Raw genomic sequence first — 19,117 nt, 5'->3', positions numbered from 1 at the left:
ACGGGCATAAGCGCGGCATGCTGATATACATTGAGGGCACCGGCAGCCAGTGTTATACATGCTCATCGTGCCGTGTTTACGTTGTCTTCTTTCAACCAGTCCGCATTCATACAACTTCTTCCAGTTAGTGTTCGCTGCACGACATTCATCGCAGCGACACCCGTGGTTTGTATATGTAGAGATTGTCCCGTGCTTCAACGAACCACCTCCATTTTGAGTTCCACCACATATGGATCTGGCAGTGGAGTCAGGAAGGTGACATTGTCCATTTTGAATACATGCTTCAGCACTTGTTCCAGCTGGTTTTCGGTAAGCTTTACGGTTTTAGTTTCAACCACACGATGCTCGACCCAGTTATCGAATGGAGACTTGGCATTTTTTTCCTTTTTAGAAGTAGAGACTTTACTCATGCGGGGTTCAGCACGTACACGAGGGATATCTTTTACATAGAAAAATGTACGTTCATCACCTGAATTTTCTGAGCGTAAGCAGCCAAGGTTTTCAAGTGAATAACAAGAATTACGCACCTGACGGGCAGTAAGACCTAAGGCAGTAGCGACTGTTGCAGGCTTGGCACCGTGACTTGCTGATTTAATACACTCAATAATCCGTGCACGAATAGGTTTGCTTTCATCTTGAGGAGTTTCAGGTAGAGGTTGTTCTATCTTGAAAGGTGTTCCTGGAATAATGTTAAGCAAATTGGTAGGTGTGATTTTGGCATCGAAGCCTTCTACACCAACGACCTGAGGTGCTGGAGGAGTAGGGTCATTAATTTTGGTCTGGTCTTTAACTACTTCCTGAACAGCACCAGTCTTTGCACTCACCACCAATAGATTTTCTTTTTGAACTACTGGCTCAGCATGTACTTGATCGGTTGTCTGTGTGGTGTGATAGACACCTAACTCATCCAGGTGAATTTTTTCCTCTTGCAACAACACAGCAAGGCAGTTTTTAACTGTTTTCAGCGACATCTTAGAATTGTTCGCAATTTGCGCAGCTGATAAACCAAACGGATCATTGGCCAATGTGTCGACCACCTTGCCTAGGTTTTTATCCATTTTTAAGCTGTTAAGATCTTTAATATTTGTCATGAGCAAAGTCCCGAATAGTAAAATTAGTGCATCATGCCGTGATGTTTTAATTTTTTACGCAGTGTTCCCCGGTTCAAACCTAGAGTCTCTGCTGTAAGCGTTTGATTCCCCCGGCACTTAACAATTGCTATTTGCAGCAAATGTACTTCCAGTTGTTCAACTGCAGCGCGGAATGCATCCCCTTTACTGATTTCAACGATGTGCTCAAGTTCTTCCTTGCTGATCGTCAATAAATTTTTCTCAACCATGCTGTATTTCCCCTTAAGACGTTTGAATGACGCGAATCTGTGAATTCAATTTTTTGATAAAGGCCGAGCCTTGTTTGAAATAAACTTTAAAAAATACCTGGTAACGCTTTTTCCCTTCCGCATTGAGGTGCTCTGAAGAAGTGATCGTGACTTGGCCACGGGTAGGGTGTACCAGAGTCACCATATTTTTCTTTTTACAGACGCTTAAAATGCGGTACTGATCATTGAGTAAGAATGCAAAGAATGCCTTTCTCATGGTCAGGTCAATCGACCCCACCGGCTTGGTGGGATCTGGTAAATGATTGAAGTAGGTCATACCTTTTTGTTCAATTTGTACGTCTTGCATTGTTTGTTCTCAGCCAGTGAATTCGTAGCCCAGTTGATCCGCACGTGCTTTACATGTTTTTAGGATCGTTGGATAAAATTCAGAGTTTCGGAAAGTTTCTAGAGCACCACTTAAAACATGAATGTCTTCAACCTGAGGTAATGTTTTCAGTGCCTCATTGAAACGACTTTTCAAGTCATCTATAGGTGTGCCTTGTGTGCTTTGCTGTTGTGCAGCGGCTTGACTAGACTTCTGGGCAATGATTCCCCGGATACCTTCACAGGTTTCTTCAAATTTTTGTTGCTGAACGTCATGCAGACTGTTCAATCCACGTTTGGCGCAGTACTTCTCAATATCAATGCCTGCCTGTTGCATGAGATATTGAAGTTCTAAAAACTGATTACCGTCGATACATGCATCAGCAGAACCAGAATTCAGCCACCGTTTTAGTGCGATACCATCCGCCTCAGTCAGGGGTCTTGGTTCAATGAATAAACGTGTCCGGTCTTTAGTGGCAATGGCTAAGTTTTCATGGGTAAGATCCAGAACTGTGGTGAACTCGTATTCGATACCTTCACGCTGTTCGGCCTTCATGCCCACTTTTTCAACTTTCTTCTTGCCGCCATTGTTGGTTTGAACTGTTTCCATTTTTGAGCGCAGGGTCACAATGATATTGATGCTGGACTGCAACATTGCATCGATAAATTTACGGTGACGTGGAGTTACTTCGCTCCAGGCACCCCAGCTGTTACCGCGGAATGTTGTGCTACCCAACTTATCTACAATTTCCAGACAGCCACCGACACCCGACCACTCATGTGTAATGCTGTCCAGGATTAAAGTGTCAAAACCTGCTGCCTCAGCTGCCTTGATTGCATCAATGAATTTTTCAGGTGTATAAGGCGGCTGTAAATTTGCATGTTCAAATGCAACAATATCTTCATACAGTTCAGCACTACTGTTTTCAGTGTCTGCAACTGCAATACGACCACCGATACCTTTGGCCAGCATTAAAGCGCCATAGGTTTTACCTGCACCAGTAGGACCAGAAACAGCTAAGCGTAACTTTGCATTTTTACGTTGAGCCGGTTTAAAAAATACGTTTGTCATGATTTTTCCCTCAAAAAACCAAAAATTAATGAGCGCGTGAACGACGTGACCAGTCACGGTATTCATCCGAGCTATAAAAACCTGAGTTCACACGCACTTGATGTGCATGGCTGCGTATCTCACGTTTTTTACGTGACTGCGCATTTACGATTGGTTGTCTAGCCTGGTTCAATGCCTTGATCAGCCATTCTTTTTGATCAACCAGTTCTATCAGCATCATGCTGCCGTCAATTGCCTGTTTATGAACTTCAAAACCTGCGATGTTTCCCGCTTTATGGGCATTTACACTGCTTTTGCGCTTAAGCACATAAGTCACTGGGTGATCTGTACCTACACGGTAGCGTTCACAGTGGTAGGTTAGAAAATTCGGATCTTCCTGCTGGAAGCTGTCGATGTGTTCTGCAAATTTCATTTCGCTTCTCCAACAGCTTTGGCGATTGCTTCGGCTTGATACGCAGCTTCTTTGTCTGCCGCATGAAGGACCATAATTGCCAGACCAAGAAAGACCGAAAACACAACCATCCAAGCAGCCACATTTGAAGCGACTTCTTTCATCATGGATTGCTTTGGTTTTGGAGCAGGGTGTTGCAACAAACGTTCAGAAGTCATGCTTGACTGGCCGAACTCTGGTAACTTGCTTTGGATCGGGTTTTTATTCATAATAATTTCACTCACAGGTAGTATGTGGGTCACGCTCCAGGTAGTTGCCATCTACGCTGGGGCTTTTTGTTTGCTGTGTGGTGTATGTTCAATTAATTGAACTAAAATGTCAATAATATGTTCAATAAATAATGTAAAAAATATTCAATTATTTGAACTTTGTATTCTGAAGGCAAAAGAAAACCCACCGCTAAGGGTGGGTTGGTTGTTATTGTATCTTTATATTTTGGCTATCTAACGTGGTTTAATCTATGTTTTAAAGCCATTTCCTGTAGTGTAGCAATAAGGGTCTTGCCATTCATCTTTGCTATATGTGCAGCTTTAACATGGTGTGAAGCTATACCTTCAGGTTGAATATGAGCGCTATCCACAACGCCAACTCCTTTTATAATTTCAAGAGCAAATCCAACCCGTTCACCATTCCTTTTTTTACCCATACATACTAGAACAGTAGCTCCTGTATGTTTTGATAAACGAGGATCATTGTAAGCGCTAAAAGTTACAGACGAAGAATTAATACCTTCCTTAGCAAACCAATTTTCTGCTTCATCCAATGCATTAAATGCTTCGTGAGATTTTGCTTTTGACCTCATGGAGATAAAGGCCCATAGAGCAAGTACAACTATGGCACCAATAATAAATCCACCCACTTTATTCTCCCCCCGATCCAAAATGGCCATGTCGGGTTCATGGCTTCTCAATGATATTTATTTGTACTATCTATTTGGTTTTCTGATCTTTGCTAAATTGAGCCATTTCCTCCATGCTTAGGACAGGTATATATACACTGTCACCAAGCTCTTCACGCAATTCAATAACTTCTTCTTTTGAAAGAGTAAGCTCTTGATTGAGATCAGCCGCTCTATTCAACTTTTCAATGATTTGATTCATTAATTGGACTGTAGACATATTTAATCCTTGGTATTAACTATTTTCTGCCCCAGTTTCCCTTCTTTTACCAACTGAACAATTTGTTCATTGGTGTATACAGGGATAAAGAATTTGTCACCAATCCCTTTTGAAAGAATTTTTACTTCTTCAGAAGTAAGAGCCATTGCCTCATCATTGGCAGCAGCATCATTTATTCTGGTAATAATCTGATTGATGGGTAGTTTTGTATTGTCCATTTTATTTCCTTATTGGCTGAATTAACCTGCACGCCAAATTTGACGTCCCATTACTTTGAAATTTTTGCCATTTTCTTCTGTGACTACTTTATCTCGATACTTTTCATTAAGACTATGGAGAATCAAAGAACCATCAGCTTCTTTAAATATCTGTTTAATCATTCCTTCTCCAGCAAGATAAACAGCATAAATTTCACCATCAATAATATTTGTTTGAGATAGATTGATACCCACCAAATCACCATCTTTAATAAAGTCGGCCATGCTGTCACCTTTGGCTTTTATAATTTTCATGGTTTGTTCTGTGACATTTTTATCTTTTAAAAAAGAAGGTGGGAAGGGAATTTTTCCGTTTATAGCATCAAAGTGAAATTCAATAGATTCGCCCTCACCACATGAAAAATTCGCCTCAACTACCTCTATCCAAACAAAGTGATCACGAATCTCGTCATTAGCAACCACTGTCTCCAATATTTGATCTGTGTGAAAAGAACCAGAAATTTCACCGGTTAAAAGCCAGTGAGATGTTGTCTTCAAGGCTTTAGATAAGGCCTCAATATGTTTTGCACTAGGGTTGTTACTACCATTGACCCAGCCGGAAACCGTTCCTCGGGCAGCACCAGTTGACCGCATTAAATCTGCTTGTGAAAGGTCAAGCTCCGCCATGCGTTGTTGAATTCGGTCTGATACAGATTGGTACATGGGAAAAATCTCACTTATTTGTGTTCAAAATTATGAACAAATAAATTGACAATTACCTGAACGTATAGTTCAATTAATGAAACTAAATAGTTCAGGTTTTTGAATATGACTGTTGATCAGCTAATCGCTTTTTATGAAGTGAAAAATAAGTCACAACTAGCCCAAAAAATTTCTGCTGCTCGTTCAACCATTACAGAGTGGGAAAAAAACGGTATTCCACCACGCACTCAAGCATCATTTGAGGTTTTGACAAATGGTGCACTAAAGGCTGACCGAAAAGTTCTTCTAGTTTAGGAAAAACAATGACCAGGCAACGACGACCTAAAAAAGATGCATCCATCACTATGCATATGCCACAAGCCATTAAAGACCAGTTAGCTGGTTTAGCTGAAGTGCAACGCGCTGGGCAGGGTGCTAGTGAATATATTTTTGAAACTTTAATCATGCCTCATCTCGATCAGTTAAGAGCTGAGACCAAGATTAAACAAAGGATATTTGGTTTGACAGGGAACGATAAGAACTATGAGCACCGCTCAGATTTATCAGATCGGAATGACCAAATAGGCAAAGAAAAAGCCTGATTTACGAGATCAGGCTTTTAAGTGTTTCAATCTTAGGGGATTTAAACAATGAATACTTTACCACAAACAATTCGAGTTGCCGACAAGAACACGTCGGTTATTCAATACAAGTCAGTGCCAGTGATGACTACTGCACAACTTGCTGAGTTTTACGGAACCGATCAAAACAACGTGCAAGTAAACTTCAATCGAAATGCTGATCGTTTTGTCGAAGGAAAACACTATTTCAAACTAGAAGGTGACGATCTCAAAGCTTTTAAGAACATACCTACTGTAAGTAAGTATGTTCCAAAGCAGTCAGCACGTCTAATTTTATGGACCGAAAAAGGTGCGGCCCGCCATGCCAAGATTCTGGATACAGATCAAGCGTGGGATATTTTCGAGCAACTCGAAGAAGTCTATTTTTCAGTAAAGGAAAAATCACACCCTCCAACGCTTCCAGACTTTGCAGATCCAGCTGCTGCTGCACGTGCCTGGGCAGAACAATTTGAAGCCAAGCAATTGGCACAACAACAAGTTGCTGAACTGGCACCCAAGGCTGAAGCACTCGACACCATTGCGGATACTGCCAATACCTACTGTTTACGGGACTGTGCGAAAACCATCGGTATCCGTGAGTCCGATCTAATCAAACTTCTGATAGATAAAAAATGGATCTATCGGGATGCAGATCGCAAGCTGCAGCCGCATGCTCAATACGTTTTGAACAAGGTATTTACCAATCGTACGTCACCAGTGATCGTGAATCGCAATGATGGGAAAGAACGCGTTTTCTTACATATGCGCGTTACGGCATTCGGCCTGACCCGCATTACTGGGTTGGTCAACAAAAATAGAAAGGTAGCTGCATGAGTTTAGACGCAACCACCTGGGCATGGAAAGTGCGCCAGAAACAAAAGGCCGGTGGAAGTACTAAGCCTCTTAAGCGGTTAGTCCTTCTGTCACTGGCTGACCGAGCAGGTGAAGATCACTGTGCTTACCCGAGTATTGCACGTCTGGTGGAAGACACCGAGATGGATCGCAAGACTGTACTCAAAATTATTGATGAGCTAATTCAGGATGGATTGATCGAAGATACTGGTGAAAGAAAGGGCAGAACCAAGCAGGTCAAAGTCTATCGTTTGGTCGGTGTAAATGGTCGTGAAACAGTCCCAACAATGGAATCCTTTGACGCTGAAGACGAGGATTTAAAGGGTCCCAATATTGGAACAGTCCCAACAACGGAACAGTTCCAACGTTCCGCGGAAAGAGTCCCAACGTTCCGTGGAAAGAGTCCCAACGTTGGGACACGGAATCTTTCAAAGAATCTATCAATAGAATCTAAAAATAAAAAATCATGGTTTTGTTTTAACAAACTTCGTGAAGAAATGTTTTTGACCGATGACAGTATCGATTTTGAAATCATCGTGGATTCGAAATGGATTGAACGTGAAAAACGTGCCTTTGAAATTTACAACGCTGAAAAACCAATGAGCGATGAGTTGATGATTTATCACTTCGCTGACTGGGTGATCAACGCATACCGAAATAAATATTCAAAAGAAACTTCTGCAAAACCTGCAGGTACGAAATACCAAAGCCAGCACCTGTCTGAAAAACAGATTTTTACATTCGCTGAAAAACTTTCACAACATCCCGAGTTCACAAGCAAGTTCAGTGAACCAGGTGAGTCTTACGAAAAACTTGCTGCCCGTATCGCCGTGAAACTCAAAGATCCGGCCCAGGCCAAGAAGTGGGAAGGTTATTTAAAACAGGTTGGATTTAATGGGGATTTACCTGATATCGCTGCATAACACAGGCAGGTTCAGGATCTCAATCAAAAATTAATTAAGCATCTTCGAGGGGAATTGAGATGACTTTACAGCACATAGAAGCACAAAAAGCGGCACGTTACGTAGGGAATTATTCAGAGAAGCAGGCGCAACGTCGTGCACTGGATGAAATGCTAAAGGGGTACAAGGGGAAGATCACTGAATTACCAGGGCCAAACTTTAAACCACGTCCTGTTCACCATCACTGTGAAGATCCAAATGAGTTTTGCGGTCTGATCAAACTAAGCCGAATCAAGAACTGGTTCAATGCCGGCACTAAAAACCTGTCACGTCGCAAGATGATTTTAAAGTTTGTTGATATGACTGAAGACCAGGTGCTGTATATCACCCTGCCATCCAATGAGCAGAGCCTAAGTAACCGTGAGTACCGCAATATTATGAATGCTATGCCACTGGTTGAAGCAGAAGAACAGCGTTTGTTGTCTGATATGACCAGACCTTTGCTGGATCGTCAGCCTGCTGTTCACCAGTCAGCTTTTGATTTTGGGGATGTGTCGTGAAAGACCTAAACAAAACATTGATGTTTATTTTTATGTTGATCGGTGCTGCTTTGGTGAGATTAGGGGGTGGAGTGTGAAATTAGATCTTACTGATCGTCAATACCAAGTACTGCAATGCGTTAAGGATGCAAAAGCACAAGGCAAAAGACCTTACACCAAAGGCGTGGTAAATCGAATGAAAGCCAAAGGCTATGACATAACTGAGCGCCAATGCTCTTATGACTTAAGTGTGATTATTCGTACCAAAGGCACTGGCGTGATTAGCATGCGCCTAGGAAGTAAGCCAACTCTTTGGATTTATGACGAACGTTGTATCAAGGATGATGCCGCATGAACAGTGATTCCAATATTGCCCGAGCTATGTGCCTGGTACCACATCACTTGATGCTGGCTTTCATGCAAGGTAATCACAACAAAATTATCGATGATAATGCCTACTGGAACATGCTGGGTACTGCATGGAAAGCTGGTGGTTGTTTTAAAGATCAAAACGACTGGATGGTGATGTTTCGTAGTAAACGCAGAAACCGTCAGAAGATTATGAAAACCAGGGAACGTCGTGAGTTTGCACGCTTGCCTAAAAAGTTGAAGGCATACCGGGCCTATGCGGATCCAATTGAAATTGAGCAGTCAATTTGCTGGAGCTTGGATAAAAAGTTTGTTGAGCGATATGCCAAGGCGAAAGACCTGCAGATTGCAGAATGCACGTTTAACCGTGATGACGTATTTGCTTATTTCAACCGTCGTCAGGAGTCTGAAATTCTGGTGTGGAGGAATGAACCTTGAACCATCGTGAATTGTGCGAAGTGGGAGCTCGATTTTTAAAGCGTCCTGAATCTGCAAATGGTCATGGCTGTCACTTCACTATCGTTGAGGCAGCATGTTATGGGGAAAACCCGGATGTATTTGGTGTGCGTCATGGTTTAAATCGAAATGGTATGGGGACATTTTTACTTGAAGCGAAGACAAGTCGCTCTGACTTTCTGGTAGATAAAAACAAACCTCATCGCCTTAATCCAGCACAGGGTATGGGTAAATATCGCTATTACATCTGCCCAACCGGATTAATTAAACCTGAAGAACTCCCGGAAAAATGGGGCCTGATCTATGTCAGTCCTAAGGGGATTTGTAAGGTAGTTGCTGGTGTCCTGGCTGTGCCAAGAATTAAGAGACTCAACCCATATAGCAAAAAAAATGAGAGCTGGCCGGACCATCGAAAAATTGAAGAGAATCTTGAATTACTGGCCTTTGAAGAAAGAAATATTCAAAACGAAATGAATCTTCTGACTATGGCATTGGCCAGATTGAAGGATCCAGAGCAGGTTCTTTATATGCAAAGAAATTATTCAAAACTTGAGATGCATAACCAAACCTTAGAACGAAAAGTACGAAGCCTGGAAAGAGAGATCAGCCTTTCAAACGCTTCAAATGTTTTATCAAAATTTCAATCAAGTATTACAGGGTGATTACCGCATGAGTTTAGGCCAAGACACATTTATGCCACGTGTTGAGCTAGTCGTTCACAAATTTACAAATCCTGAGTTGAAGCAGACACAGCGCGAGTATTGGGAAAAGGAAGTCGCAAAGTTTAAGAAACAGGGCAACCAGATTACCCAGATTCCAAGAGGGCAAAGCGGTTATCAATCAACTGAAATGGAATATGCCAGCAAGGGCAGACAAAACAAAGGTGGAGCACGGCAGTCTACTACGGTTTACAGAACACATGAGGCGGATACCTATGAAGGTAAGCCATGTAAAAAATGTGGCTTAAAACTGCGTTACGTTTCAAATAGTGCTTGTGTGGATTGTGCGAAATCGAGAAAGAAGAATGTCCAAGCTAAAAGTTCGTAAGAAGAAATTCAATCCAAACAAGGTATCGCCGGCAGCGACCAGACAGTACCAGCACGACGCATCATTGCGTCGTGACATGACCCAAAAGTTCCCAATGGAAATGGAATATGTTGGCCATCATGTGCATGAGTACATTGAACGCAAGAAATTAGATGAAAAAGAATTATTTGATCTTTTTTCAGACAGCAAGACGTTACCGTTCCATATAGCGTTAGGGGCATACGATTGGCAGAACATGGGTGTCGTTCTGGCGCTCGATCATATCAAGCCGTGTGAGTGGTTTATTCATACCAATATTCATTTGATGAATGTGGAAGATGAGGAAACCAACATGATTACCGTGCCGTATGAGCAGAAGGTTCCAGAAATGCATCACTGTGAACTCTGGCAGGGTAAAGCGGATGCCCGGGTAGATCTGGGCATGGGTTTAAAGAAAGTGGGTTGGAAGGGCTTAAAGCAAGAACTGTCTGATGCCATTGATGCCCGGAAGGATATACCAGAAGGCCATGCTATTGAGTATATGCAGATATATATCAGTGCTGATGTCGAGTTTAAGAGCCTTGCGGCTTACAAGGAATATCTGGCTGTGAACTCATGGCTAAAACAGGGCATTGAAGTTGCTGAACTAAACCTGCGGCAATTATGGGTTTATGAACAAATTGCGCAGCAACAAGCATAAATTTTTGGAGAGAAGAATGCAGTGTGAATCTAAGAAACATAAGGATGAGGCTGCATTTGATCTACATGTGGATTATCAGGCTTGGGTAAAGACACAGGATTTTTACCCAACCTTATTGGCCAACCGTGGTACGGCGTTGTTTTTACGTGACGGTGATGAATATCGTTATATGCCGGTTCGAGTTGGCTTTAAGGCTTATCAAATGATTCAGAACAAACGGGGAACAATATGATGTTGAAACCAAATACTTTACACCTGGCATTGGCCAGCGCGGGGATGTACTTCAATTTTGAACGTCGCATTATGGCAGCGTTTAATTCGAATACTGATAAAGCAGTCACTGGCTTACCAGAGGTTAAATCTTTGGATGAACTCATGTCAGAAAATACCGGGCTGGTGTGTGCCTGGGATCTGGCTGCTGAATAAATAGCCTATGCCAGCGGTATTGACTGATCGGGAACTTCGGAAAGCAGGCTTGGGGCACTTATGCGCTAAGCCTGTACCTGATCCAAAAAAGAAAACCCCAAAATACAACAATATTAAGACCGAAAAGGACGGGCTTAAGTTTGATTCAAAAAAAGAGCAGCGTCGGTATGAGCAGCTGAAGACCATGCAGCGTATGGGATTGATTGCTGATTTACAGCATCACGTACGCTTTGAAATTATTGATTCGGTGCAGTATCCATCGAAAAAGAGCCGAACTGCAGCACGATATTATGAAGCAGACTTTGTATATACCGATCTCAAGACCGGTCAGACCATTGTTGAAGATGTGAAGTGTAAATCAACTGCGACAAATCCGGTGTATACGCTGAAAAAGCAACTCATGATGTTGAAACATGGCATAGAAATTCAAGAGGTCTAAATGGCACTATTCAAAAAATTGGAAAAGCAGATTGAAGGAAAGCTCTATGCCGTTGGTGATCTACACGGCTGTTATAACCTTTTGATGCAGAAACTACATGATATTGGCTTTGATTTTGAGAAAGATCATCTGGTTTCTGTAGGGGATCTGGTCGATCGTGGACCACAAAACCTGCAGTGTATCGAATTACTTTCTCAGCCGTGGTTTAGCGCTGTACGTGGTAACCATGAAGATTTATGCATTCAAGGCCTACATAACGAATCTGCTAAACGCTGTCATATCGCCAATGGTGGTGAATGGTTTTATATGCTCGATGGCCAGGCGATGTACAACATTGCACACACCTTTGCCGAGTTGCCTATAGCGATTGAAGTTGACTATAAGGGCAAGCGTTTTGGGTTTGTGCATGGCCATATTGAACACAACAACTGGGATACCTTCAAAAACGACTTAAATTCAGTAATCGAAGGTCGTCATGTAGCAGATCACGTAATGTGGGGACGTGATCGTTTCGGGGATTGGGAAGGAACTCAGTATTCAGCGGTTGAAAATGTGCATGCAGTAATACTGGGGCATAGCGTTTCACTGCAACTGGTTAAACGCCATAACTGTTATTTCATTGATACAGGCGCAGTGCACTACGGCACGCTCACTGTGCTTGATCTTGATCTGATTTAAGGGGAATACCATGGGTGAGCGTAAGAGACATACAGACGCAGAGCAGAACGATGAAAAGAAGTCATCGACTATCATGATTTTTGAAGCATGTGTGGATCTGCATAACCAGGGGCAGATTATTACACGTGAAACTTTGCAGATTGCATTGCCACATCTTACCCGGGGACAGATTGATGATCGCTTAAGTTATCTGGTGGATACCAACCAGGTGAATCGCGTTGAACGTGGTGTTTATATGCCGGTGCAACAACATCGTCCTGCACGCATGATTAGTAAAACAGTGCTGAATGACGGTACGGTAAAGATTGAAATCGGTGATGATATTGTACTGACATTAACACCTAAGGAAGCCCGGGATTTTGGGTGTTTAATGATGAGCGATGCCATGCAACACAGCAATATTGAGATGGGTCGGAGCATGAATTACCTCACAAATAATATTGCTACCCAAGTCAGTAAGCTTACACGCAGTATTGAACGGATCCATGAGGAGAAAATCCAAGGAGGCCTGTTTGATGAAAGTAGTACATAAATTTCCTGTCACCCAGGCATGGGAGCAAACTTTTGAAGTATCAGAAGGTGCTCAGGTATTAGATATTGAGCTGAGTGATGGTCAGCCATGTGTTTGGATGCTGATAGATCTAAATGCACCTAAGGTGCCCTTAACCATCTTTGCTACTCACACTGGCCAGCTACTTCAACATGAGCATGGAATATATATAAAGACTCTGCATGTATTTAATAACCTTGGTCAAAACATCGTGACACATTTCTTCAGGAAGCCATAGTTAGGATGAATAATAAGAAATAGTCATATCAAAATGTATTGATATGACTAATTAGATAAAAGCTATTCAGCAGAGAGTAAGTATATGTCACTGGCAGATAGGCCATCTTTTACATACAGCACGGGCGTTTCTACTTCATCAATCCCTTCAAGCATTAAAGCTGCTATAGCTTGATCAAATGACTTTTGAACTGAGTGGCCGAAGCTAATAGATGAATAAAATTGTGCAGAAAAATATTGTGCAGCTGTATCAGTAATACTCTCAGTCATCCCGATTGCGCATTCGATATGTTGAGTGACTAATGATGCTTGATTAAATGAAGAGCAGGTATTAAAGAAAACTAATCGTAAGCTATCATTTGCTACGCTCATAGCATGAACGATTGCTTCCAGTGATACCAATTTTGTTTCATCATTATTGTTCATTAACACCAATTCATCATTCGCGCTGCCATGACCGCTGAAATGCACAATAGTTGGCTCACAATTGTTTAAATGACCCAAAATGTCACCAGGCCTAACAGCCCATCTGGACTCTAATTTGACAGAGTCTCTATGACGAGCCTTACTAATTTGCTCTTCTATAGATCGCACTTCAATATCTAACCCTAATTGCCCTTGATCACGTGGATTAGACGCTAGAAATAAAACAGTAATTTTTTTCGGTAATTCTTTTAGTTTTTTGATTTCCTGTGAATGATCTTTCACAGTAGAAGATAAGTTGGCCATTAACTTTGCCTGTTCCTTGTTAGCACGATCGACTTTAACTTGATTTTGTTTAGCTAATTTTGTTTCTTCAGCGAAGACCTTTTTTTCATATTCACCTTTACGTTTCTCTAAACTTGCAATTTCTTTCTCATGTTTAGCTATATTGTCATAATGTTTTATTTTTGCCGCCTCACATCTTTCAATCTCTTTACTCTTACTTTTAATTGTAGTTAGTGAACTAGTACTATTAATTTGTCTTTTTAAGTTTGCAATTTTTGTATTTTCTTTTGAAATGCTTTCAGTTTCTTTCCCTTTTTTTGCTAGAGCCTGGGAAATCTTTTTAGCTGTATCTTGAACAGTTCTTCTGTATGAGTCTAATAAAGACATTTTGGTATCCTGTAATCGAAATGTGATAAGTGTATTTATAGTTAGAGTCACTATAAATTAGAAAAAAGAATAAATCATCCTTCCGTGGAACATCTATCCACTGTACGCACTGCGTAAAACTGTAGGGTTCGACAGTACGCACCGCGCACTCCCATCATCACCTTGTAAGCAAAGGTGGTGTGATGTCAGAGAAGAAAACAGCTCCTGATTGGGAGCGTATTGAAATCGAATATCGTGCAGGCGTGCAGTCTATAAGACAGATAGCACAAGCCTTTGGCGTATCTGATGGTGCTATTCGCAAGCGTGCAAAGACACAGGAATGGACCCGCGATTTAAACGGAAAAATCAAGGCAAAAGCAGAGGCAATAGTGCGCACTGAAGTGGTACGCACTGAGGTACGCAACTCACCAGAATATAAGGCCACAGAAAAAGAAACCATTGATGCCAATGCCAATTTGATCGCCAGCATCCAGATCAATCAGCGTAAAGATATCCAACGTGCCCGAAATTTATGTATGGGCCTGTTCGATGAACTTGAACACATGATCGGACTGGACAACATTGCACTACTCGATGACTTCGGCGATGTCATGCGCAAGGAAGATGATAAAGGCCAGGACAAATTAAACGATCTGTACATGAAGATTATCCAGCTGCCGAATCGTGTGAAGTCAATGAAGGATCTGGGCGACACGCTCAAGACTTTGGTTGGTCTGGAAGTACAAGCCTATGGCCTGGATAAAAAACAAGAAGAAAAAGCCGATGACCTGACCGCATTGATCAATCGAATTGCACAAAGCAACTCATCCACATTCCAGCCTGTAGCACATGACCCTGAGTTCGATAATGAAAATGGGGACGCTACGTGAATAAGACGGCCAACGACCCACATCAAAATCATTTCATGCACGTACGTGCAATAAAACTGCACCATGATTGTGCAAAAGTGGTGATTATATGATGTATAACACCCACTTAGCCGAACTACCCACGAATAAGGAAGAACTGGAAAGATGCCTGGCTGACCCCCAGTGGCGTATTTTTTCAGGCTGTCTGTACAAGATCAAAATTAAGGGTGATGACTTCAAGGATGACTTGGGAAATGTCATTGAAGCCGACACCTTTGAGCTGCCATTTAAACCGAACGCTGCACAGATCAAATTTTTAAACCGGTTGTGGCACCGCAATATTATTTTAAAAGCACGTCAGCTCGGTTTTACTACGCTGATCTGTATCTTGTGGCTGGATCATGCACTGTTCAATGCTAACCAGAACTGCGCCATTATCGCTCAGGACTTGCCGACGGTTTTCAGTATCTTCAAGGATAAGATCAAGTTTGCTTATGACAACCTCCCAGATGAAATCAGAGCACGCTTTCCTTTAAAAGCTTATAACAAGTCAGAAATTGAGTTTGGCCACAATGGATCGAGCATCCGCGTAGCGACCTCATTCCGTTCCGGTACCATCCATCGCATGCTGATTTCCGAGTTCGGTAAGATCTGTGCGAGTGATCCGGCCAAAGATGATGAGGTTATTACCGGTTCGATCCCAACGGTACCGACCAATGGTGTGCTGGTGATTGAATCCACGGCGGAAGGGCGTAACGGTTCATTCTATGCAATGGTGCAGGCAGCACAGACCAACTACTTACTGCGCAAAGTCCTTACTTCCAAAGACTATCGATTCCATTTCTATGCCTGGTGGCAAGAGCCCAAGTACCGGATTGATTCTACACAAGTCACTATTTCAGCCAGAGATCATGAAGAACTGGATGAAGTTGAGCTGATCGTACGCCAGAAAATGGGGATCAAGATGCGCCTCGATCCTGATCAGCGTGCCTGGTATGTGCTGACACGGGACAATGACCTTCGTGGTGATAGTGCCAAGATGTGGCAGGAATACCCATCATTCCCGGATGAAGCATTCCAGGTGGCCAAAGATGGTAACTACTATGCCAAGGATATGCTGGCACTGCGTAAGCGTGGTGGTATTGGTCAGATCGAAGTATTGGATGTACCGACTTATACCTATTGGGATATTGGGAATCATGACGGCTGTGCAATCTGGTACCAGCAGGTCATGAATGGCCAAGACCGTTTTATTCGCTACTACGAGAAGCATGGCCAAGATCTAAGACACTATGTAGCAGAGATCAAATCACACGATTACATCTACCACACCCACTTCCTGCCACACGATGCCGCACACCAGCGCCTAGGTGACTTTAACAAGTCTGTTATGGAGCAGCTGGAAGAACTATTACCAGGACATAACTTTGTGATTGTGCCGCGTATTACTCAACTGATCCACGGTATTCAGTCCACACGTAAGCATCTAAAGAATGCTTGGTTCGATAAAGATGGCTGCAAATTGGGTATTGAGCGTATCGAAGGCTATCAGAAGAAATTCTCCAAAGCAGATAAATGCTTTATTGATCAGCCTAACAAGGCCAATGGTTGCTCGGAAGGTGCCGACGCATTACGTCAATGGGCACAGGCCAAAGATGCAGGAATGATTGAAGACATAGCAGACATGACGAGCCGTGTAGGGTTCGCAGAAGATGAGCCAAAACGCCAAGATAACTATAACGATGAGCCAGTCGATTGGCGACTAATGTAGAACAGGTAGCAGCATGCAGAATGATGAAAACTCAGTGACTGATACGCCAGAAGTAGATGAAATGGCATTGAACCTTCAGGAGCTCAATGAGATCCATGACGAGATAGAACAACAACCACACTGGCGTACGACTGCAGATAAAGAAATGGACTATGCCGACGGCAACCAGCTGGACAGTGAATTACTGACCCGGATGAAGCTGATCGGCATTCCTCCTGCCATTGAGAATATGATTGGTCCTGCATTGCGTGCCATTGAAGGTCATGAGCTGGAAACACGGACAGACTGGCGTGTGACACCCAATGGTGAGCCTGGTGGACAAGATGTCGCAGATGCACTGAACTATAAATTGAATCAGGCTGAGCGACTATCTAAGGCTGATAAGGCATGTAGTGATGCATTCCGGCCGATGATTGGTTGTGGTATCGGTTGGGTCGAAGTCAAACGTGAAGCAGATCCTCTGAAGTATCCATATCGCTGTGTCGCCGTAAACCGTAATGAAATCCATTGGGATATGAAAGCCCAGGAAGATGATCTAAGTGATGCACGATGGTTGCGCCGTAATCGATGGGTACATCCGCAGCGCCTTAAGATTGCATTCCCTCAGCATAAAGAACTGATAGAGACAATTGGCCGACATGGTGCTTTGTGGTGGCAGCATGACAGCATGATCGATGGTGGAAACTCTACCGGTCTACGGAATGCCTGGGGAGATGCTCAAGCTTGGTCTAAGACTGAGCGTTTCTGGTTCGATCAGACCTCTAAAGAGATTAATGTCTCAGAAGTGTGGTATCGCCGTTGGGTAGAACTGACCATGTTGCGCTTTGATGATGGCCGGATCGTTGAGTTTGATGAAAACAATCCAGCACATATTTATGCTGCAGCAAATGGTTATGCCATTCCAGAGCGTGCACCAGTGGCTAAAATGCGTCGTAGCTATTGGATGGGTCCACATTGCCTATACGATGGGCCTACACCATATCCGCATGAGAGTTTCCCCTATGTGCCGTTTATAGGATTCCGTGAGGACAATACCGGCATTCCATACGGCTTTGTACGAGATATGAAGTACAGCCAAGACTTGATCAATTCGACCCAAGCTAAACTGCGCTGGGGTTTAAGTTCGGTACGTGTGACCACAACACGTGGTGCATCTCAGATGACACGCGGCCAGATTATGCAGCAGATTGCACGACCTGATGCTTATATTGAACTGAATCAGCAGCACATGGCCAAGACTGGGGCAAAGTTTGAGGTTGAACGTGACTTTGAATTGAATCAGCATCAATTTAAGTTGCTGGAAGATAGCCGGATCTCGATTGAACGTACCAGTAGTATTACTTCAGGCTTTCAAGGTCGGCAGGGTACAGCAACCAGTGGACGACAAGAGCAGCTGCAGATTGACCAGTCGAATCAGGCATTGCGTAAAATCATGGATCACTTTAAGGAATCTCGAACCCTGGTCGGTGAGTTGTTGCTTTCTATGATTGTAGAAGACTTAGGCAGCAAGGAAGAAGTAGTGGTGATCGAAGGTGATGCGATTACTGCAGAGCGTCGTGTGCATATCAATAAGCCTGAGACAGATCCAATGGGTTATACCTATCTGTCCAATGATGTACAGCGTACTCGGATTAAAGTTATTCTTGAGGATGTGCCAAGCACCAGTGGTTTCCGTGCCCAGCAGCTTGCAGCATTGTCCGAAGTTACCAAATCCTTGCCACCGAATATCCAGCAGACGATTCTGCCGTACCTTATTGCGCTTACAGACACACCATTCAAGCGTGACATTATCCAAAGCATTCGTGATGCGGTGGATGCACCGACACCTGAGGAAGTGGAACAACGTATTAAGGATGCAGTGGCTCAGGCATTGAAAGAATCTGGCAATGAGATCAAGTTACAAGAATTGCGTTTGAAAGAGCGTAAGACAGAAAGTGATATCAAGTTGGTGGATGCGAAAGCAGTGCAGACTGGCGTTCAGTCACAGTACAGCGCAGTTCAAGGTGCGGTACAAGTGGCTCAGGTACCACAAGCAGCACCGATTGCCGATATTATTATGCAAGGTGCTGGGTATCAGCGACCTAATCCAATGGGTGATGATCCGAACTTGCCTATACCAAGTGATGTAGCAGCACGTGATATCCGTTCACCATACCTAGAAGGGGAAGGTGCACAGATCGGCAGTGAAGGTATTGCCGATATGCAGGTACAGCAGAATACCAGTCCGATGAATCCACCTGTGCCACAACAGCCTTCTACTGGGTTACAGGGAATTGAGACGGCGCGGACCAGTGATAATCTTGGTTGAATATTGAGCTTATAGACGTAAACCAGCACCAAACAATAGCCTCATTACCAGATGAGGCT

Annotated in this window: 30 protein-coding genes; 19 read left to right on the top strand and 11 right to left on the bottom strand. The window is 43.1% G+C overall.

Annotation, left to right across the window (positions count from 1 at the left end; all coding sequences use genetic code 11):
- Positions 1 to 194: 194 nt before the first annotated feature.
- From PYW33_RS08205 to PYW33_RS08160, 10 genes are all read right to left on the bottom strand, one after another.
- The gene (locus PYW33_RS08205) at positions 195 to 1,091 is read right to left on the bottom strand and encodes a hypothetical protein (protein WP_004646815.1); all 897 of its coding nucleotides are present in this window, start codon (positions 1,089 to 1,091) and stop codon (positions 195 to 197) included.
- A gap of 23 nt (positions 1,092 to 1,114) precedes the next feature.
- On the bottom strand, positions 1,115 to 1,339 hold the full coding sequence (locus PYW33_RS08200; RefSeq protein ID WP_004646816.1) for a helix-turn-helix domain-containing protein: 225 nt from the start codon (positions 1,337 to 1,339) through the stop codon (positions 1,115 to 1,117).
- Positions 1,340 to 1,352: 13 nt separating this feature from the next.
- The gene (locus PYW33_RS08195; protein ID WP_004646818.1) at positions 1,353 to 1,685 is read right to left on the bottom strand and encodes a hypothetical protein; all 333 of its coding nucleotides are present in this window, start codon (positions 1,683 to 1,685) and stop codon (positions 1,353 to 1,355) included.
- Between the two features lie 9 nt (positions 1,686 to 1,694).
- Positions 1,695 to 2,774: an ATP-binding protein gene (locus PYW33_RS08190; protein ID WP_004646819.1), complete on the bottom strand. Its 1,080-nt coding sequence runs from the start codon at positions 2,772 to 2,774 to the stop codon at positions 1,695 to 1,697.
- A gap of 25 nt (positions 2,775 to 2,799) precedes the next feature.
- Positions 2,800 to 3,186: a hypothetical protein gene (locus PYW33_RS08185; RefSeq protein WP_004646820.1), complete on the bottom strand. Its 387-nt coding sequence runs from the start codon at positions 3,184 to 3,186 to the stop codon at positions 2,800 to 2,802.
- A complete protein-coding gene (locus PYW33_RS08180) occupies positions 3,183 to 3,434 on the bottom strand; it encodes a hypothetical protein (protein ID WP_026055787.1) in 252 nt (83 codons plus the stop codon). The genes PYW33_RS08185 and PYW33_RS08180 overlap by 4 nt, the downstream gene beginning before the upstream one ends.
- A gap of 230 nt (positions 3,435 to 3,664) precedes the next feature.
- On the bottom strand, positions 3,665 to 4,114 hold the full coding sequence (locus PYW33_RS08175; protein ID WP_004646822.1) for a hypothetical protein: 450 nt from the start codon (positions 4,112 to 4,114) through the stop codon (positions 3,665 to 3,667).
- A 40-nt stretch (positions 4,115 to 4,154) separates the two neighbouring features.
- On the bottom strand, positions 4,155 to 4,343 hold the full coding sequence (locus PYW33_RS08170) for a hypothetical protein (protein ID WP_004646823.1): 189 nt from the start codon (positions 4,341 to 4,343) through the stop codon (positions 4,155 to 4,157).
- A 2-nt stretch (positions 4,344 to 4,345) separates the two neighbouring features.
- Positions 4,346 to 4,561, bottom strand: coding sequence for a hypothetical protein (locus PYW33_RS08165; protein ID WP_004646824.1), 216 nt, complete (start codon positions 4,559 to 4,561; stop codon positions 4,346 to 4,348).
- Positions 4,562 to 4,582: 21 nt separating this feature from the next.
- On the bottom strand, positions 4,583 to 5,263 hold the full coding sequence (locus PYW33_RS08160) for an XRE family transcriptional regulator (RefSeq protein WP_004646826.1): 681 nt from the start codon (positions 5,261 to 5,263) through the stop codon (positions 4,583 to 4,585).
- A 105-nt stretch (positions 5,264 to 5,368) separates the two neighbouring features.
- On the opposite strand from PYW33_RS08160, the gene PYW33_RS08155 reads away from it, so the two are divergent.
- From PYW33_RS08155 to PYW33_RS08080, 16 genes are all read left to right on the top strand, one after another.
- Positions 5,369 to 5,557: a helix-turn-helix domain-containing protein gene (locus PYW33_RS08155; RefSeq protein ID WP_004646827.1), complete on the top strand. Its 189-nt coding sequence runs from the start codon at positions 5,369 to 5,371 to the stop codon at positions 5,555 to 5,557.
- Between the two features lie 50 nt (positions 5,558 to 5,607).
- Positions 5,608 to 5,844 carry a hypothetical protein gene (locus PYW33_RS08150; protein ID WP_228127479.1) on the top strand — a complete coding sequence of 79 codons (237 nt, stop codon included), beginning with the start codon at positions 5,608 to 5,610 and terminating at the stop codon, positions 5,842 to 5,844.
- A gap of 48 nt (positions 5,845 to 5,892) precedes the next feature.
- Positions 5,893 to 6,696, top strand: a complete 804-nt coding sequence (locus tag PYW33_RS08145; RefSeq protein WP_004646829.1) for a phage antirepressor KilAC domain-containing protein — start codon at positions 5,893 to 5,895, stop codon at positions 6,694 to 6,696.
- Positions 6,693 to 7,637: a helix-turn-helix domain-containing protein gene (locus PYW33_RS08140; RefSeq protein ID WP_004646830.1), complete on the top strand. Its 945-nt coding sequence runs from the start codon at positions 6,693 to 6,695 to the stop codon at positions 7,635 to 7,637. The genes PYW33_RS08145 and PYW33_RS08140 overlap by 4 nt, the downstream gene beginning before the upstream one ends.
- A gap of 59 nt (positions 7,638 to 7,696) precedes the next feature.
- Positions 7,697 to 8,176: a hypothetical protein gene (locus PYW33_RS08135; protein WP_004646831.1), complete on the top strand. Its 480-nt coding sequence runs from the start codon at positions 7,697 to 7,699 to the stop codon at positions 8,174 to 8,176.
- Positions 8,177 to 8,249: 73 nt separating this feature from the next.
- A complete protein-coding gene (locus tag PYW33_RS08130; protein ID WP_004646832.1) occupies positions 8,250 to 8,510 on the top strand; it encodes a hypothetical protein in 261 nt (86 codons plus the stop codon).
- Positions 8,507 to 8,962 carry a hypothetical protein gene (locus tag PYW33_RS08125; protein ID WP_004646833.1) on the top strand — a complete coding sequence of 152 codons (456 nt, stop codon included), beginning with the start codon at positions 8,507 to 8,509 and terminating at the stop codon, positions 8,960 to 8,962. The genes PYW33_RS08130 and PYW33_RS08125 overlap by 4 nt, the downstream gene beginning before the upstream one ends.
- Entirely contained in the window at positions 8,959 to 9,642 is a 684-nt protein-coding gene (locus tag PYW33_RS08120) for a hypothetical protein (RefSeq protein ID WP_004646834.1), read from the top strand. The genes PYW33_RS08125 and PYW33_RS08120 overlap by 4 nt, the downstream gene beginning before the upstream one ends.
- Before the next feature lie 7 nt (positions 9,643 to 9,649).
- Positions 9,650 to 10,027 (top strand): hypothetical protein, encoded by a 378-nt coding sequence (locus tag PYW33_RS08115; RefSeq protein WP_004646836.1) that lies wholly within the window; start codon positions 9,650 to 9,652, stop codon positions 10,025 to 10,027.
- The gene (locus PYW33_RS08110) at positions 10,005 to 10,706 is read left to right on the top strand and encodes a hypothetical protein (protein ID WP_004646837.1); all 702 of its coding nucleotides are present in this window, start codon (positions 10,005 to 10,007) and stop codon (positions 10,704 to 10,706) included. Before PYW33_RS08115 ends, PYW33_RS08110 begins: the two co-directional genes overlap by 23 nt.
- Before the next feature lie 16 nt (positions 10,707 to 10,722).
- Positions 10,723 to 10,938 carry a hypothetical protein gene (locus PYW33_RS08105; RefSeq protein ID WP_004646838.1) on the top strand — a complete coding sequence of 72 codons (216 nt, stop codon included), beginning with the start codon at positions 10,723 to 10,725 and terminating at the stop codon, positions 10,936 to 10,938.
- Positions 10,935 to 11,132: a hypothetical protein gene (locus tag PYW33_RS08100; RefSeq protein WP_016806835.1), complete on the top strand. Its 198-nt coding sequence runs from the start codon at positions 10,935 to 10,937 to the stop codon at positions 11,130 to 11,132. Before PYW33_RS08105 ends, PYW33_RS08100 begins: the two co-directional genes overlap by 4 nt.
- Positions 11,133 to 11,139: 7 nt before the next feature.
- The gene (locus PYW33_RS08095; protein ID WP_004646840.1) at positions 11,140 to 11,571 is read left to right on the top strand and encodes a DUF1064 domain-containing protein; all 432 of its coding nucleotides are present in this window, start codon (positions 11,140 to 11,142) and stop codon (positions 11,569 to 11,571) included.
- Entirely contained in the window at positions 11,572 to 12,249 is a 678-nt protein-coding gene (locus PYW33_RS08090; RefSeq protein ID WP_004646841.1) for a metallophosphoesterase, read from the top strand.
- 10 nt (positions 12,250 to 12,259) lie between these two features.
- A complete protein-coding gene (locus PYW33_RS08085) occupies positions 12,260 to 12,781 on the top strand; it encodes a hypothetical protein (RefSeq protein WP_004646843.1) in 522 nt (173 codons plus the stop codon).
- Entirely contained in the window at positions 12,765 to 13,037 is a 273-nt protein-coding gene (locus PYW33_RS08080; RefSeq protein ID WP_004646844.1) for a DUF7352 domain-containing protein, read from the top strand. Before PYW33_RS08085 ends, PYW33_RS08080 begins: the two co-directional genes overlap by 17 nt.
- A 62-nt stretch (positions 13,038 to 13,099) precedes the next feature.
- On the opposite strand, the gene PYW33_RS08075 is transcribed toward PYW33_RS08080, so the two are convergent.
- The gene (locus tag PYW33_RS08075; RefSeq protein WP_004646845.1) at positions 13,100 to 14,131 is read right to left on the bottom strand and encodes a CHAT domain-containing protein; all 1,032 of its coding nucleotides are present in this window, start codon (positions 14,129 to 14,131) and stop codon (positions 13,100 to 13,102) included.
- 182 nt (positions 14,132 to 14,313) lie between these two features.
- Between PYW33_RS08075 and PYW33_RS08070 the strand changes: the two genes are divergently transcribed.
- The 3 genes from PYW33_RS08070 to PYW33_RS08060 all read left to right on the top strand — a co-directional run bounded on the left by PYW33_RS08070 (position 14,314) and on the right by PYW33_RS08060 (position 19,058).
- Positions 14,314 to 15,000, top strand: coding sequence for a hypothetical protein (locus tag PYW33_RS08070; RefSeq protein WP_004646846.1), 687 nt, complete (start codon positions 14,314 to 14,316; stop codon positions 14,998 to 15,000).
- 88 nt (positions 15,001 to 15,088) lie between these two features.
- On the top strand, positions 15,089 to 16,750 hold the full coding sequence (locus PYW33_RS08065; RefSeq protein ID WP_026055753.1) for a terminase large subunit: 1,662 nt from the start codon (positions 15,089 to 15,091) through the stop codon (positions 16,748 to 16,750).
- 13 nt (positions 16,751 to 16,763) lie between these two features.
- Positions 16,764 to 19,058 (top strand): portal protein, encoded by a 2,295-nt coding sequence (locus PYW33_RS08060; protein WP_004646848.1) that lies wholly within the window; start codon positions 16,764 to 16,766, stop codon positions 19,056 to 19,058.
- The last annotated feature ends 59 nt before the right edge of the window (positions 19,059 to 19,117 follow it).

This window comes from Acinetobacter lwoffii (genome assembly GCF_029024105.1).
Classification (GTDB): Bacteria; Pseudomonadota; Gammaproteobacteria; order Pseudomonadales; family Moraxellaceae; genus Acinetobacter; species Acinetobacter lwoffii.
Note: the sequence above shows the minus strand (reverse complement) of the source record. Positions and strands in the feature narration are given on the sequence as shown.